Raw genomic sequence first — 15,936 nt, forward strand, 5'->3', positions numbered from 1 at the left:
TTTTCCACGTATAATCCAATTCGCTTTACATAGGAAAAGGGGGCCGACGGAATGATCCGTAAAATGAAAAATGTTTCATTTAAATCATTGTTTGTAGCAGCAGGTGTATCGCTTCTCATGGCGACAACCGTAGGGTGCAGTACAGATGAGGGTTCCAGTAAACCGTCGCCGACCACAGCACCCGCAGGCAGTACGAGTCCGGGAGCAGCAGCGTCACAAGCCCCGAAGGAAGATCCGAAGATTGAACTGACGGTCTGGGCAGCGCCGAATGGTACATACAAGCCAGGGCAGAAGGCTGGTGACTGGTTCAAAGAGGATCTGCTCCCTGAGTGGAACAAAATCCATCCGAACGTTAAGGTAAACATCGAGCTCATCCCTTTCGACGGCATTAATGAGAAGGTCACGACAGCGATTGCCTCCAAGTCGGCGCCTAACGTCTTTTTGGATTATCCGGGACGTACTTTGGCATACGGACAGATGGGGGCGCTAGCTTCCCTGGAGGATGTTATTCCAGCAGAAGATCTGGCTCAAGTGAAGAAGAGTGCGGATATGATGAAAATGGTTTCGGTAGGCGGCAACGTTGTGACGATGCCATACTACTCGACGCAGCTCGGATTGATTCTGGATAAATCCTTGTGGAAAGAGGCTGGAGCTGAAAATCTGCTTCCGCAAGATGAGTACAGAACGTGGACGCCGGATCAATTCAAAGCGGCATTGAAAGCCGTTGCGAACAAAGAGAAGGGCGTATACGGACTGACGCTGTTCGCTCTGAACGAACAAGGCGATCAGATTTATAACAATATAATCTCCGGCTACGGGGCTAAATTATTTAATGCGGATTACACGAAATATACGGCTGGGGAAAGCCCGGAAACGGAAAAAGCATTAACCTTCTTCAAATCGCTGGTTGATGAAGGTCTTGTGACGCCGCATCCCGAAACGTTGACCTCTACGAACGCATTAGACTATTGGAAACAGCGGAAGAACGGGATGGTCGTTGCCTCGGCAGCCCACTCCGATATCATTAAGAACGGCTTGAAAGACGGAAGCGTCAGTGGGCCGCATGAGTACATGTACGTCAATTTCCCATCGACAACAGCAGGGCAAGCAGCATTAAAGTCTGAAGTAGGTTTCGGAGTCGTGTTCAAAAATGCGGATGCGGTCAAAGAAGAATGGGCGAAAAAATTCCTCTATTGGACGATGAAAGATAATACGATTTTCCAAACCGCTATGAAGTCCTTCAACCCGCTTGGCAAAGCGCCAGCTTGGACCGAAAGCGACCCTGAGCTTCAGTTCCTTGCTAAGCTGGCGACGAAAACGAAGGAATGGCCGGTTATTGATCCAGGCTGGGGAATCAAAGGTTATCCTGAGATGAGAGCCGCGATGTTCCCTGAAATCCAAAAGCTGTTTATCGGTATGTCAACGCCTAAGCAAACCATAGATACCATCTCCAAGAAGTTTAACGACACCATTGCCAAATACAATAAGTAATCGATGCGGCAGGTTGGCTGTTGTCACCTGCCGTCATTTCCTTATCCTCTTAGCGGTAGAAGGAAGGAGCAGCCAATGAAACAGAGTAAATTCAGCAGCATCCGTTTGCGCAGAGAAATCAGCGGTTGGCTATTCGTCCTGCCCATGTTGTTGTTTTTTCTGCTGTTTGTTGTTTATCCCATTCTCAAAGCTATCAAAAGCAGCTTTTATGGTTTTGACTATACCAAGTACTATTGGTCGGGGCTTGACAATTACCGCACGATTTTCACAGATCCTCTCTTCTGGAAGTCGATTCGCAATACGTTGGAATTTGTGTTGTATCTGGTTCCATCCATCACGGTTATTGCCCTGATGATAGCGGTTACTTTGTATGCGTATCCGAAAAAAATGCAATCATTTTTCAAGGCAGCCTTCTATATTCCGGGCGTAACCTCGATTGTCTCCCTAACTTTAGTGTGGCAGTACATCTATAATGGACAGTTTGGCCTCGGCAATTACATCCTTGACCTCGTCGGTTTACAGTCGGTCAATTGGCTGGGAGTTCATTCTGCGACACTTGCGTTATCTTTAATTGTGCTTACGATCTCTGTCGGTTCAGCGGTTGTTGTATTCTCTGCTGCGCTTGGCGGAATTCCCAAGGATTATTATGAATCTGCTGCACTGGATGGTGCAAAGCCGGGGAAGATGTTCCTCCAGATTACACTTCCAATGCTAAAGCCGACCTTGCTATATGTCGTGGTAACGGGAACGATCGGTGCTTTCCAAGTATTTGCGATTATTTTGATCATGACAGGCGGAGGGCCAGCTTATCGGACAACGACGATTATGATGCTCATTTATCAGCAAGCGTTCGTTAACATGAACTTTGGTATTGCGAATGCGATGGGGATCGTCCTGTGCGTCCTTATCAGTTTGATTGCCTTTGTGCAGTTCAAATTTCTTAAATCGGATATTGAATACTAAGGAAGGGGGAGACGAAGATGCCGAATAAAAAATCACCGATATGGGGAGGCCATATTTTCCTCTGGGTACTCACTTTGTTCTTCCTCTGGCCTTTTTATTGGATGGTCAGCGGCTCCTTCAAGAATCTGAAGGTCGCCTTGCAGATCCCGCCAGAATGGATACCCGTTCATCCTACTTTCCAAAATTATGCGGCGCTATTCAAGAACAGTCCAGTGTTCACCTGGTTCTATAACAGCATGTTCATCTCGCTAATCGCTACTTTGCTTGTTATTGCGGTCAGCTCTTTGTCAGCCTTCGCATTAGCCAAAATTCCATTTACAGGCTCCAAATGGTTGTTCACTGTGATGATTGCTGCCATGACGATTCCGCACACGGTGCTCTTTATCCCACTATTTCAGCTGTTAAATGATTTTAGCCTCATTAATACAAGATGGGGGGTTTTACTGCCGGTCGTAGGCTGGCCATACGGTGTGTTCTTGTTGAAGCAGTTCATGGCTTCGCTGCCGACGGAATTAAACGAAGCAGCGAAAATCGACGGTGCCGGCGAATGGCAGATGTACTGGCATATCATCTTGCCACTCGCCAAACCTGGGATTGGCGTGCTTGCTATCTTTACATTCGTGAATACGTGGAACGACTATGTGTGGCAAGTCATTGTACTGAACGGGGAGAAAATGTTTACCTTGCCGGTAGGTATTAAGGTTGCCCAGAAAATATCGGAGCTCGAGACGAATTATGGTATTGCGATGGCGGGTGCGATGTTCGCTACGCTTCCGGTGCTGATCATTTTTCTCTATTTCCAGAAGTACTTTACGGAAGGTATTACCTTAGGAGCTTTAAAGGGGTGAGTAGCAGAGGCGCAGAAGGGAGAGTTTCGGATGGGTCTGAATCAATTAACCGCCGAGCAGCAGCAGTTCTATGAGGATCATGGGTATTTATTGGGTCTTCCTGCCATATTTTCAGGCGAAGAAGTGAAGGAATTACAACAGGGATATGAGCAGCTAACGGCATTACTACAGGGGGACGAAAATCCTTCGGACATCATGGGCTGGCATAAGACGAGCCGGTGGCTGTATGACATTTGTGCTCATCCGCAAATTATTCGTTATGTTGAAGGTGTGCTGGGCAGCGACTTTTACTTGGCAGCCAGTGAGTTTATTACGAAATCGCCTCATTCAGACAAAGTAGTTCCATGGCATCAGGATTCCTATTATTGGTCTACTGCGCTGAACAACACGGTCACGGTGTGGCTGGCTTTCACAGATGTGGATGAAGCTAATGGCGCTATGAAGGTGATCCCTGGGACGCATAAAGCAGGCGTGATCCAGCATAAAGTTGCCGGCGATGACGCGATTTTGTCTTTCGAACTCGATCAAGGGACATTCAGCGAAAAGGATGCGGTCTCGATGATCATTCCAGCCGGTGGCATTTCTATGCATGTCGATTCGCTCATTCATGGTTCCGGTCCCAATACCTCCGATCGCTGGCGCAACGGTTTTGTTATTCGCTATTCCAAGACGATGGTGCAATGGGACCCGCAAACGTATCCTGATTTTCAGCTGTATATGATGAAAGGAAAAGACGAATACGGCTACCACCCTCAGGGAGAACTGCCTGTGGAGGCTTTTGGCCGCCCGGCTTATACAAAACGTATTCGAAAACGGGAATAAAAGGAACGATCGCCTAGTAGAAAGCGAGATGAGTCTTATTCGTACCGACAATGAACAGTGGACATCCGCGATCTCTCCGTTGACGCTGGGAACCGTCCAATTGGGAATGCCCTATGGCATTGCGAACCAGCTGGGACAGCCGGATGAAGAAATGGCAGGACGCATTTTGGATGCTGCTATGAACGGAGGCATTACCTGCCTCGATACAGCAAGCGCCTACGGGAATGCGGAGCAGGTGCTCGGCCGTTATTTTCAGCAACAAGCCCGTGCAGCCACGATCATCACGAAGTTCACTTTACAGGTGAATCAGGCAACGACGTTGTCCGACTTGGAAGCGCAAATCGAAGAGAGTGTGAATCGCTCCATGGAACGGCTTCAGACGGATTGTCTGCCCGCTGTGCTGCTGCATCGACCGAACGTGCTGGGTCAATTCGGTAAACAAGTGACAGAGCTGCTGTGCAAGCAGGTGAAGCGGGGGAATATCGGCACCATCGGTGCTTCGCTGCTTTCCTTTGATGTGCGAGAATTTGCGGAGAATTGGCGTGAGCTCCAGGATGATTGTTATGAAATTGTTCAGGTGCCCATGAATGTCATGGATCGCCGAATGTTTGCGAACGGGACCTTCGAACAACTTAGACGCTCGAATAAAAAGCTGTTTGCAAGAAGCATTTATTTGCAGGGTTTGTTCTTCATGAAGCCTGAGGCATTGCAAGAACGGCTTAAGCCGGCAGAGCCTTGGCTTGTTCGTTTACATGCCTTCGCTCAGCAGGAAGGGATGTCTGTGGCTGAGTTTGCTTTTTCTTATATTCACCATATGCCCGGCATTGCGAGCATTGTCTTCGGAGCTGAAACGCCGGACCAGGTGAGCGCAAACATTGCGCTTCTGAGTACGCCTGCTATCCGTGAAAGGACACTGCACGAGCTGGCGCTGGAATTTGCGCAAGTGCCCGATTATGTGATTACGCCTAACCTGTGGGAAGGCAAATGACAGCATGGAATTCATCTGAATTTGAATCGTGGAGGAGAGCACAGTGGCTACCTACTTGAAAAAAGGAGATGTCGTGCAGGCATCTTATGCTTCCAGTGAAGAGGCTGTCTACCATACCGTGAAAGAAGTTATTCGAGAGATTGGAGTCGGTAAAGACGCAGCTGTTCGTAAACTCTCGGAACAATTCGATCGTTGGTCGCCTGAGCATTTCCGATTGAGTGAGGAGCAAATTGGGGAAATTATCACTAGCGTACCGGAGCAAGTGAAAGAGGATATCCGATTCGCGCAGCAGCAGATTCGAAATTTTGCGGAAAAACAATTAGCAACTGTGCAGGATCTGGAAGTCGAAACTTTGCCCGGTGTTATTCTGGGTCATAAACATATTCCTGTTGCCAGCGTAGGTTGTTATATCCCTGGTGGTCGTTATCCCATGGTCGCTTCTGCGCACATGAGTATCCTCACGGCTAAAGTCGCTGGAGTCAAGCGAGTCATTGCTTGCACGCCGCCGATTAAAGGGGAAATACCGGCCGCAACGATTTGCGCGATGGCGTTCGCCGGGGCTGACGAGATATACGTGCTTGGCGGAATTCAGGCCATGGCGGCCATGGCTCTTGGGACAGAAACGATACGTCCCGTTGATATGCTTGTAGGGCCTGGTAATGCCTACGTGGCTGAGGCCAAACGGCAGCTGTTCGGGAAAGTTGGCATCGATCTGATTGCGGGACCGACAGAAGTTCTAGTGATCGCAGACCATACAGCAGATGCGGAAATGGTGGCTGTGGATTTACTTGGACAGGCGGAACACGGCCCTACATCGCCGGCAGCCTTGATCACGACCTCCGAGTCACTAGCCAGGGAGACCCTGCTTGAGATCGAGAGGCAGCTCCAAGTACTCCCAACCGCTGACATCGCAGGTAGCGCATGGCGGGATTACGGTACCGTGCTGGTGGTGGACAGTATAGAGGAAGCGCTTATCGAAGCCGATAAGCTTGCTTATGAACATGTGGAAGTTTTGACGGAACAGCCGGACTATTTTCTGACTAACATGACAAATTACGGAGCTTTATTTCTCGGTCCCGAAACCAATGTGGCGTACGGTGATAAAGCGATTGGCACGAATCACACGTTACCGACCAAAGGGGCAGCAAGATATACGGGCGGGCTTTGGGTAGGGAAATTTTTGAAAACATGTACCTATCAACGCTGTACGAAGGATGCCAGCAAATTGGTTGGCGAATATGTCTCCAGGCTGTGTGAAATTGAAAATTTCATGGGCCATAAAGAACAGGCGGATCTACGTGTGCGACGTTACCGATGAAGCCCCTTGATCTTCTTATACTGGCTTGGCGTCAGGTCCTGTAGTTCCCCTCAGAGAGAAACGGCTCGTTTTTCTTCAAATAGGGAACTCTAGTTCCCTTAAGAAAGGTCTATGCTTTGCGGAATATCTGCAAACGTTTATGTCATTTGTCTTTGGCAGGTGAGGTGGAAGTTGGCTGTATGGTGAATAGCGTTAGTGGAGGGTGAATGGGTAGTAAAGTAGCTACACCTGAGCCTGACGGGATTCGATCCGTCAGGTTTTAACAAGTGAAGCGCCATGAGCCATGCGGCGGCTCTTACTGAGGGGAACTACAGGCCTTTATTTCCAATAATATGAACATTTTCCAAGTATAAAGGGAACTGCTGTGCGCTATTCGCCCAATTTTGCCCAGTAAACGTGACATGGAGGCAGAATAAGGTCTTGTAGTTCCGCTCGGAGAGGAAACAGCTCGTTTTTCTTAAAATAGAGAACTCTAGTTCCCTTAAGGAAGGTCTATACAGAAAGCTCGGACCGGGGCGATGAGAACCGGGAACCCGCTTGGGTTCCGGTTTCTTAATGATTTTATCCACAGTTGGCTTCGGCTCGTTACGGGTTAAGGCTGTCTCTCAAACATCTCGATGCTCTTACCGGAGAAATACGGGACCATTAAAGCGCAGACGAGCGCTAGCAAAATTAATTCAATAAACGTTGCTCCATTAATCTCCTTTACCGATAAGGCCAATATAAGCAATAGTATTTTTGAAGCATTCAAAAAGCATTCTCGCCATAAAAAAATATGAGCTTGTTGAATGGCTGTTTGCTTCGTAATAATTCTGAATTGTCTAGTGTTCCAGACCGTCCCAAAATAGAACATGCCGATGGTTGTTAAAATATTTGAAATGATAAGCAGGGGTGCCTTGGGTAACAATGGCAGAAGAATACCAACCGAAACAAAAATCGTACCGATGACGAGCCAGGTCCCTTCACGGACTTTCAAACGCTTATACATGAACATAGCCCCCATGGCGAAGCAGGCATTCAGTACATTCAGTATCGCGATGACCAACTTGTCTTCCGATACGGTAAACGTAAACACTAACGCAAACAAAACTTGAAATTGCAAAAATATGCCTGTTGCCATAAAGGACGGAACCATCCAGCGCAGTGCATTGCTGGAGAATACTTGCCGAAATCGAATCGCACGGAATAGTCGTTCCGATTCGCCGGCGAGGGTAATGGAAGGAATATGGAAGGAAACTATCAGTAATAAAGCAACAAATAACATTAATAATAGAAAGGAGCCAGAGTAACCAATCCATTTGATAATAAGAGCAAAGGCTATTGGATTAACGATGGAGACGATCTGGTTGATAATATTGGCTATGGAGAAATATTGCTCGAAATCCTTCCCTTTCCCATACACGCTCAATGTAATGTTCTGCGTTACGGCATATAATCCCCACATGATCCCGATTGGAATGGCAATAATAGTGATCCATAGAAGTCGGTTATCCAGCTCCAATACGGATAAAAGCAGGAAAACGATTGCACCGCAGAACGCATTGATTCGAATCAATACACGGGTCGTACAACTGGTGAGCAATCTATAACCACCTGCAAACCCAAATGTCCAAGTGATGAACATGACCAGATTGAACCAGACCACCTCGGAGATGCTGTTATTCTTTTCCCATATAAATAAATTGACGAAAATACCAATGTAGTTAAAAATAACGATCGATACTGCATTCATGAGCAGTAATCGTTTCATTTGACCGCTTATAAGCATTTCTTTCAGCCGCCTTCTAGAAGTTAATATACCCAATCATACACCTCAGCTCTTGGGTTCTTACCCCTTCACAGCCCCGTTGAAAATGCCGCCCACCATATTTCGCTGAAACAAGATGAAAAACAAAATGGATGGAATCAGAATAACCGCAATCCCCGCAAATACAAGGGTATCGTTCGATCCCTCATGGGCGGTCAGCAGCGTGATGCCTACTTGTACAGTGCGCATTTCCGCTTTGGTAGTAACGAGTAACGGCCATAAGTAAGTGTTCCATACGCCAACGAACGACGACAAGCCAAGCGAAGTTATAATCGGTAAGGAAACGGGGATACAGATTCTGGCATAGAACCGGAAGTCGCCGCAGCCGTCCAAAAACGCGGCTTCCCGCAAAGTGCCCGACACCGTTTTGAAGTATTGGCGAAACATGAATACCTGAGTGGCAGATACAAAGAACACAATCATAATGCCAAGGTAGCTGTTTAATAGGTGCAGCTTGCTGACAGTAATGAAGTTAGAGATTAGCAAAGCTTCCGACGGGGTCATCATCGTGCCAAGAATAAAGAAAAACAAGAAACTGCTTCCGGGAAACTTGAAAAAGGCAAAGGCGTAGGCAGCCAAGCTGGATAGGATGAGTCGTACGACAGTAACGACAAGCGCTATGAAGAATGAATTCCACATGAAGCGCAAAATTTGAGTTTCGAACAAAACGGTCCGGAAGTTGTCCAAATAGGCAAAGCTGTGCGGCAGGATTGAAGGTGGAAATGTGCCAAACTCGCTTTCGGTTTTGAATCCGGCCATAAGGGCATAAAAAATTGGAAATGCTACGATCAAACCGAGCAGCAGTTTGAGGACAGCTGTCAGGTACGGTTTCAAATTTCGATTGTACGTCATTCGTACACCACCCCTTTTTTCTCATAAAGAAAGTTGAACAACAGGAAGATAAACGTGAGGATAAAAGCGCAAATGCTTGCTGTGCTTGCCAGCGAGTAATTAATGCTTCGGAACCCTGATGTGTAAATATAATAGATCAGAGTTGACGTAGCGCCAAGAGGACCGCCTTTCGTTAAGATCATAACAGGGGCGACCATGGTTAACCCAACAATGATCTGCGTGCATATAACAAAAAATAAGGTAGGCGATATCATAGGTAACGTAATGCGAAACGTTTTCTTCCAATAACTGGCGCCATCCATTTCGGCCGATTCCAACAAATCCTGCGGAACATTGCGAACCGCAGACAGCATGAGCAGGAAGTCGAAGCCCATATGGGTCCAGACCATGGGAATCACAAGGAAAGGGAGCGCCCACGTCTGGTCCTGCAGCCAATTTATAGCTGTTGTATTCTGCAACAAGCCAAATAGGTTAAACAAATAATTCAAGAGTCCTGTGCGGCCAAAAAATTGTTCGAATATTAAACAAGTCACCGCCATGGAAACACCCATTGGAATGCAATACAACAGCTGACTGGTTCTGGCAAACGGATTTTTTGGAGCAGCAATGAGTGCAAGCAGCAAAGGACAGATAATGGCAAACGGAACATACATAGCCGTAAATTTCAACGTAACGAGCAGCGAGTTTACAAATTCCTGCCTGCCGAACAGGTTCATATAATTATCCAATCCGACGAACCTGATTATTTTGCCTTGTGCATTGACACTGGATAAGCTGTAGATGAAGGTGCGCAAGAATGGAAAATAGTCGAATACGAGGATAAACGGGATGATAGGCAGGACGAACAGATAGGCCTTCCATATATCTTTTCTGCGCTTGCGCTTGCTGGTTGCCGTGTTGAGCAACGATGGAATACTGCTAATTGGTGAAGACACAAATTTGGCCATGAGACGAGTACCCTCCGAACATTTTTAATAGGCGGTCGAATGCCAACCAAATTTGGAGCGTTCCAAAAGTGGTTTCCATCGCTCCGATTTTGAACCAATTTGAGATTAAAACGGATTAAGGACCATGAAACAAAGTAGCCTAGCAACACTTGAATCTTACATCACACTAAAAAAAGTTGTCAATTGGGCGGGCGAGATTTAACATGGAGTTAATCTTCAGCTAACAATTCGCATCAGTGGATAGTATATATTGTAAATAGTTATTAATAGCTGGATATTGGATTGGAGGCTTTTATGGGTGTCACGATTATGGATATAGCTATGGAGGCTGGCGTGTCCAAAAGCACAGTTTCATTGGTCATTAACGGGAGCAATTTAGTCAAACTGGAAACTAGATACAAGGTACTGCAAGCCATCCACAAACTGGGCTATGTACCTAATATGGTTGCGCGCGCACTGACTACAAGCAAAAAAGGGACATTCGGGTTGATCTTTGTAACTTCGGGAGAGGAAAACTTGTCTTACGGATTCGAGTCTATTCCCGAAACACTGCTTTTCGATGTCAGCTATGGCATCAATGAAGGATTGAAAAATACGGATTACACGTTACTTACAGAACGTTTCTCCATGCATGACAAGCTGCCGAACATTGTCAAGAACAAGCGTGTAGACGGGGTATTCATCATTGGGGGCTTGTTCGACAGTCAATTTATTGAGTGTCTCCGAAAGGAAAATATATACGTCGTCATTATCGGGCGTACCTATGAGGGAGTCGATTCCGTATCCGTCAATGCGTACCAGGTTGGTTATCTTGCCGCCAAGCATTTGCTGGAGAAGGGACACAACACTATTGTTTTTGTGAATGGACCTCAAGATAATGTGAATTCCATAGAAAAACTGGCGGGCTTTACGGCAGCCTTTACTGAGGATAGCCATCCAGAAGAGAAAAAAATGCATGTTATCCATGCTGCGTATACCGGCAGGGGCGGCTACGAAGCGATGAGTGAGTTGTGGGAGAAGGGAATCAGGCCTGATGCGGTCTTTGGCGGGAGCGATGGGATCACGATGGGAATGATTCGATATTTGTACAAGCAAGGCGTGCGAATACCTGAAGATATTTCCGTTATGGGTTACGAAGAATCAATCATTACTGCGCATTCACCACTTGCGTTGACCATCATTGACGGACATAAAAAGCAGCTGGGTGAAGCGGCATGCCTTGCGATGCTGAATCGTATGCATAACAAGAATGCCCAAGAAGTTTCTTTAAAGCTCGAACCCACATTAATTGAGCGCAATTCGGTAAGGGATTTACATATTCACCGCCAGATGTAATTTTTTGGCGGTGAAATTCACAATTTATTTACTTCCAGTTAACCAAAATCGGTTTATTCACAGCAAGCAATAATGATAAGTTGGATAAGAGCGAACGGAAATAATCATTCTTTCGGAAAAATTTCAACCGTTCCAAAAATAAAAAAAGACTTTAGGAGGTCTGTCCATGCGATTGGCAACAATGACAAGCTTGTTTAGAGAACGAAGCGAAGGAGACGGGCACATCGGATACGAGGAGTCCATCCAAAGATGCAAGAATGCCGGTTTCTCCGTACTAGACCTCAACATGTGTGCGATGATTCACAATAAAACCGAACTGAACGGTCCGGATTGGGAAGTCGCACTTTACCGAATTAAAGAAGCAGCTGAGAAGGTTGGCGTTGAATTTTGCCAGTCGCATCCGCCCTACTTGCCTGGGAACAAACTTTACCCTGCGGGTTCGGAAGAGGAAACATTCTTTAACGAGATTACCCGCCGTTCTTTGATTGCAAGCAGCGTGCTGGGTGTGAAGACGGCAGTCTTTCATCCCTTGACGGAAATGAGCTTGGATGAGCATAGCATGGAAGCCAATCTCCGGCTGAACCATCAAGTTTATGACCCCATTATGGAGCAAGCTGCGAAGTTAAAAGTTAATTTGGCATTTGAAAACATGTTCGACACCAATGGTAGGCGGAGTTTTGGAGTGACAGCTGAAGAGTTGATCGAATTGGCGGATTCCTACAATGACCCTCGAGTCGGCGTATGTTGGGATATCGGACACGCTAACAGAGTATATGCAAGTCAGCTTCGCCCGATTCGATTGTTAGGCAAGCGGATTATCGCGTTGCATGTTGATGACAACCAGGGTCTGGCGGATGATCATTTACTTCCTTTCCTCGGGAATATCGACTGGAAATCCATTATGCCGCTATGGAACGAAATTGGGTATAAGGGCGATTTCGTCTACGAGATTAAGATGAATAACGGTATGCCGGAGGAATTGAAGGATTTGACAGCCGGTTACTCTTACCAGGTCGGACAGTATTTATTGTCGCTGGCGAACAGCAGCTCCGAAGCGCAATAAGGAGCTAAACAGAAAACAAATAGGAGTGGAGATCAAACCATGTATAACAAGTTGAGAGTTTTATTAATGTTAACCATATGCTTCTCCGTTATTACAGCATGCTCTACCAAACAGGAACAAGAATCTACGCCGGCACCTAGTGCTCTGTCCCAAGAAAGCATGTTGCCGAGCGCTCCTGTTAAGGTTGTTTTTTGGCACTCAATGACGGGTGCAGCTGCGACGAATATTGAAAGTACGGCCAAAGCCTATAATGAAACGGTCGGCAAGGAGAAGGGCATCACGATTACTCCGGTTTTCCAGGGTACCTATGACGAAGCATCAACCAAGCTGGCGGCTGTTCTTCGATCGGGTTCGCAGGAAGAATTACCGGATATTATGCAGCTCAGCTCCAAAGGGATTTTCGATGTGAAGGATTCCAAATATATCGTTCCTGTCCAGCAGTTTATCGATCGGGATAAGTCCGGATTGAACGCAAGCGATTTGAATCCGAATGCGTTGCAATATGCCATGTACAATGACAAAATGCTCGGATTGCCGTTCTCGAATTCATCCATCATGTTGTACTATAACAAGGATCATTTCCGCAGCGCAGGACTGGACCCGGAGAATCCGCCGAAAACACTGGCGGAGCTGGCAAAAGCGGTGCAGGCACTTACTGTGAAAAACGGTGACAAGATTACGCGTTACGGTATTAGTGCACAACTGCGCTTCTTCTTGCTCGGGACGTGGATTCCGATGCAGGGCGAGAATAAATACATATTTGATAAGGAAGAAGGGCGGACTGGTACGCCTACTACAATGACGATGACGAGCGATGGCACGTTGAAAACATTGTTGACCGAATGGCAGAAGGTACTCGCAACCGGAGGGGCAGAATTTACGGATCCGGCGCCTACGAAAGGATTTCAATCCGGGTTGTATTCCATGATTCCAGCCTCTACGGCGTCGATGGGTGGATTTAAGAAGGATATTATCGACGCCGGCTTGTTTGATGTAGGGGTCGCAGAATTGCCGCGCGTTAACGAGGCGAGCACGAGTGGTACCGGTATCGGCGGCTCTGCTGTCTATCTTTTTGACCGGGCGAATAAAGACAGCTTGCTGGGAGCATGGGATTACTTGAAATACCTGGCAACCCCAGAGGTGTCGGCGAAATGGTTCATGAACACAGGCTACTATCCGATGAATACCAAGGCTATGGAGTTGCCTGAAACGAAGGAATTTTTGGTGAAAAGCCCGCAGTTCAATATCATCAAGAAGATTAGCGAAAATTCTAAAAATTACAAGAAATATTTGGAGCCATGGATTCCTTCCTTCACGGATGTAGATCGCATCGTACAGGATGAAATTATCCGGTTCAGTTCAGGCAGTCAAGATGTAGACAAGACGATTGGGAATATTGACTCCAAGTCCAAACAGATGCTTAAAGACTGGTGGCAAGCGAATCCGCAGTAGATGTAAGAGAATGGGAGTCGAGTGTAATGCACAATGGTCAATTAACTTTTTTTGGCGGGGTAGGTGAATCGGGAGGCGTACAGGTTCTTTACGGAAAAGGTGAACAGGCTGTTATGTTCGATTTCGGTGTCGAGCACAGCAGCCTGCTGTTCCCCAAACAGCTGACGCTGTACGAGCCTGTAGGAGCAACGCCTGGCCGTGAACTGCGGCAGTTCTTGCTTGGCGGAATGACCGCCCCGCTTCCTGAGCTTTACGACCCACAGCATATCGAGAAACTGGATATGGCGAAGGTACGCCATTCTTGGGGAGACAGAGATTTTCCTCATTATGAGGAGATCAGTTTGTTTATCGGACATATGCACACGGATCATATGGCCGTTCTTCCTTATGCCAACCCGGATGTTACGGTATATATGAATCACGATGCTCATTCCCTATACCGGGGCATGGTTGAGGGGGGCCATACGGCGGATACTGCGGCACGTATTACGGTGTGCGACGATTTGAGCGTTGTCGATTTCGGCGAATTTACGATGCAGATCGTCGAGATGGACCATAATGCTACGGGGTCGGCGGGTATTATTATAGACAGTGGCGACCACAAAATCGCTTATACGGGAGATTGGCGGAGACAAGGCAAGCATCCGGAGCGGATCGACCGGTTCATCGAGCTTTGCCGTGATAAGCGGATCGACCTGTTAATTACGGAAGGAACGCGTCTTACAGCGGACCCGTCTGCTGATCTGCCCAACCAAATGACAGAAGTCGAGCTGTTGTCCCGGTATGCCGATATTGTGGATGAGGCGGGAGGACTTATTTACCTGCAAATGTCGCCACGGGATCTGGAGCGAATGGCCGACATGATTGCCATTGCCGTTGAGAAAGGGCGAAAAGTGGTCATGGAGGCTTCCCATGCCGTCATCTGGCATAGAGCAAATCGAGAGTGCCTGCGCATTCTGGAAGGGCACCCCGCGCTTGGCGCGGATATTCAAATCGTCGACGCGACAGTAACGGACAGGATGCAGGTGCCTTACAAGACGATTTCCTTGGAGAAAATGGCCGAGCGGAAAAACGAATATGTCTACTTTTATAAATTTCCCGATCTTGCCCATATGATTGAACTGGAAACGCTCGGTGATTTGCAGGGAGGCTCGCATTTCATCCAATCCGATTATAGCGTTAAACTCGATCATGCTGATGTGGCGAAATATTTGAAAACTTTCGGAATTACCGGCCATTCGTTGTGCAACGGTGGGCATGCGCATCCTGAAGCTATCGCCGATATGATCGAGCGTATAGCTCCTCAAGCGGTTATTACATTGCACAGCCGCCATCCAAGGTCGCAAAATACAAGAGGAATTAACGCGTATTTTCCGCAAAAGGGAGAGACAGTGGAGGTGGCTTCGATCCTTGGGAAATAAAGATATCAGAGGGAGAGGAAAGACGATGACCACGATTACCTTCGTCAGACACGGCATTACCGATCACAATGTGGAGAAGAGAGCACAGGGCCATACGCAAAATCCGCTGAATGAAACGGGAAGAGCGCAAGCTGCGTTAGTGGCCAAACGGCTCTCCGAAGAGCAGTGGGATGTCTTCATCTCAAGTGATTTAAGAAGAGCCCGGGAAACGGCAGAAATTATTTCTGCCGCCATCGGCAAGCCGGTTGACTTATTCGATGAGCGGCTGCGTGAAATGGATAGAGGGAAAATCGCCAACACTACTGAGGAGGAACGGGTTGCACGATGGGGAGAGAACTGGAACGAGCTCGATATGGGCCAAGAAAACCATGAGTCCATGCGTGCGCGTGGAATCGACTTTGTTCAGGATATAGCTTCGCGTTATGCTGGCCGGAAGGTGCTTGTCGTCACTCACGGTTATTTCCTTGGACAAACCTTTAAGGCATTAATGAAGGACGAGTCAACGGGTAACGAATTGCGCAATACGTCCATCACTACGATCATTCATAACAGCGAGAAGTCGGAGTATTTGCTGTACGATTGTGTCAGACACTTATCTGAGAATTTCGAGTTAATCTAGTACAGAGGAG

The 15,936-nt window shown here is 47.2% G+C and carries 14 protein-coding genes; 11 read left to right on the forward strand and 3 right to left on the reverse strand.

Annotation, left to right across the window (positions count from 1 at the left end; genetic code table 11):
* Positions 1-51: 51 nt before the first annotated feature.
* The 6 genes from AC58VC_RS25600 to hisD all read left to right on the forward strand — a co-directional run bounded on the left by AC58VC_RS25600 (position 52) and on the right by hisD (position 6,430).
* Positions 52-1,491, forward strand: coding sequence for an extracellular solute-binding protein (locus AC58VC_RS25600; RefSeq protein ID WP_497372632.1), 1,440 nt, complete (start codon positions 52-54; stop codon positions 1,489-1,491).
* A gap of 75 nt (positions 1,492-1,566) precedes the next feature.
* Complete coding sequence (locus AC58VC_RS25605) at positions 1,567-2,454, forward strand: carbohydrate ABC transporter permease (protein ID WP_497372634.1); 888 nt, start codon at positions 1,567-1,569, stop codon at positions 2,452-2,454.
* Positions 2,455-2,471: 17 nt separating this feature from the next.
* Positions 2,472-3,302: a carbohydrate ABC transporter permease gene (locus AC58VC_RS25610; protein ID WP_497372636.1), complete on the forward strand. Its 831-nt coding sequence runs from the start codon at positions 2,472-2,474 to the stop codon at positions 3,300-3,302.
* A gap of 30 nt (positions 3,303-3,332) precedes the next feature.
* Positions 3,333-4,124, forward strand: coding sequence for a phytanoyl-CoA dioxygenase family protein (locus AC58VC_RS25615; protein WP_497372638.1), 792 nt, complete (start codon positions 3,333-3,335; stop codon positions 4,122-4,124).
* Between the two features lie 28 nt (positions 4,125-4,152).
* Positions 4,153-5,112 (forward strand): aldo/keto reductase, encoded by a 960-nt coding sequence (locus AC58VC_RS25620; protein WP_497372639.1) that lies wholly within the window; start codon positions 4,153-4,155, stop codon positions 5,110-5,112.
* A 43-nt stretch (positions 5,113-5,155) separates the two neighbouring features.
* On the forward strand, positions 5,156-6,430 hold the full coding sequence (gene hisD / locus AC58VC_RS25625; protein WP_497372641.1) for a histidinol dehydrogenase: 1,275 nt from the start codon (positions 5,156-5,158) through the stop codon (positions 6,428-6,430).
* 592 nt (positions 6,431-7,022) lie between these two features.
* Here the strand turns inward: hisD and AC58VC_RS25630 are convergent.
* From AC58VC_RS25630 to AC58VC_RS25640, 3 genes are all read right to left on the reverse strand, one after another.
* The gene (locus AC58VC_RS25630) at positions 7,023-8,180 is read right to left on the reverse strand and encodes an MFS transporter (RefSeq protein ID WP_497372643.1); all 1,158 of its coding nucleotides are present in this window, start codon (positions 8,178-8,180) and stop codon (positions 7,023-7,025) included.
* A 78-nt stretch (positions 8,181-8,258) separates the two neighbouring features.
* Complete coding sequence (locus tag AC58VC_RS25635) at positions 8,259-9,089, reverse strand: carbohydrate ABC transporter permease (protein WP_497372645.1); 831 nt, start codon at positions 9,087-9,089, stop codon at positions 8,259-8,261.
* Positions 9,086-10,036, reverse strand: a complete 951-nt coding sequence (locus tag AC58VC_RS25640) for a carbohydrate ABC transporter permease (protein ID WP_497372647.1) — start codon at positions 10,034-10,036, stop codon at positions 9,086-9,088. The genes AC58VC_RS25635 and AC58VC_RS25640 overlap by 4 nt, the downstream gene beginning before the upstream one ends.
* 294 nt (positions 10,037-10,330) lie before the next feature.
* On the opposite strand from AC58VC_RS25640, the gene AC58VC_RS25645 reads away from it, so the two are divergent.
* The 5 genes from AC58VC_RS25645 (at position 10,331) to AC58VC_RS25665 (ending at position 15,926) form a co-directional block, all read left to right on the forward strand.
* Entirely contained in the window at positions 10,331-11,371 is a 1,041-nt protein-coding gene (locus AC58VC_RS25645) for a LacI family DNA-binding transcriptional regulator (protein WP_497372649.1), read from the forward strand.
* Between the two features lie 166 nt (positions 11,372-11,537).
* Entirely contained in the window at positions 11,538-12,434 is an 897-nt protein-coding gene (locus AC58VC_RS25650; protein WP_497372651.1) for a sugar phosphate isomerase/epimerase family protein, read from the forward strand.
* 66 nt (positions 12,435-12,500) lie between these two features.
* Positions 12,501-13,886 carry an ABC transporter substrate-binding protein gene (locus tag AC58VC_RS25655; protein WP_497372653.1) on the forward strand — a complete coding sequence of 462 codons (1,386 nt, stop codon included), beginning with the start codon at positions 12,501-12,503 and terminating at the stop codon, positions 13,884-13,886.
* Positions 13,887-13,912: 26 nt separating this feature from the next.
* A complete protein-coding gene (locus tag AC58VC_RS25660; RefSeq protein WP_497372655.1) occupies positions 13,913-15,307 on the forward strand; it encodes an MBL fold metallo-hydrolase in 1,395 nt (464 codons plus the stop codon).
* 25 nt (positions 15,308-15,332) lie between these two features.
* Positions 15,333-15,926, forward strand: coding sequence for a histidine phosphatase family protein (locus AC58VC_RS25665; RefSeq protein WP_497372657.1), 594 nt, complete (start codon positions 15,333-15,335; stop codon positions 15,924-15,926).
* Positions 15,927-15,936: the final 10 nt, after the last annotated feature.

The organism is Paenibacillus sp. J22R67 (assembly GCF_059692175.1).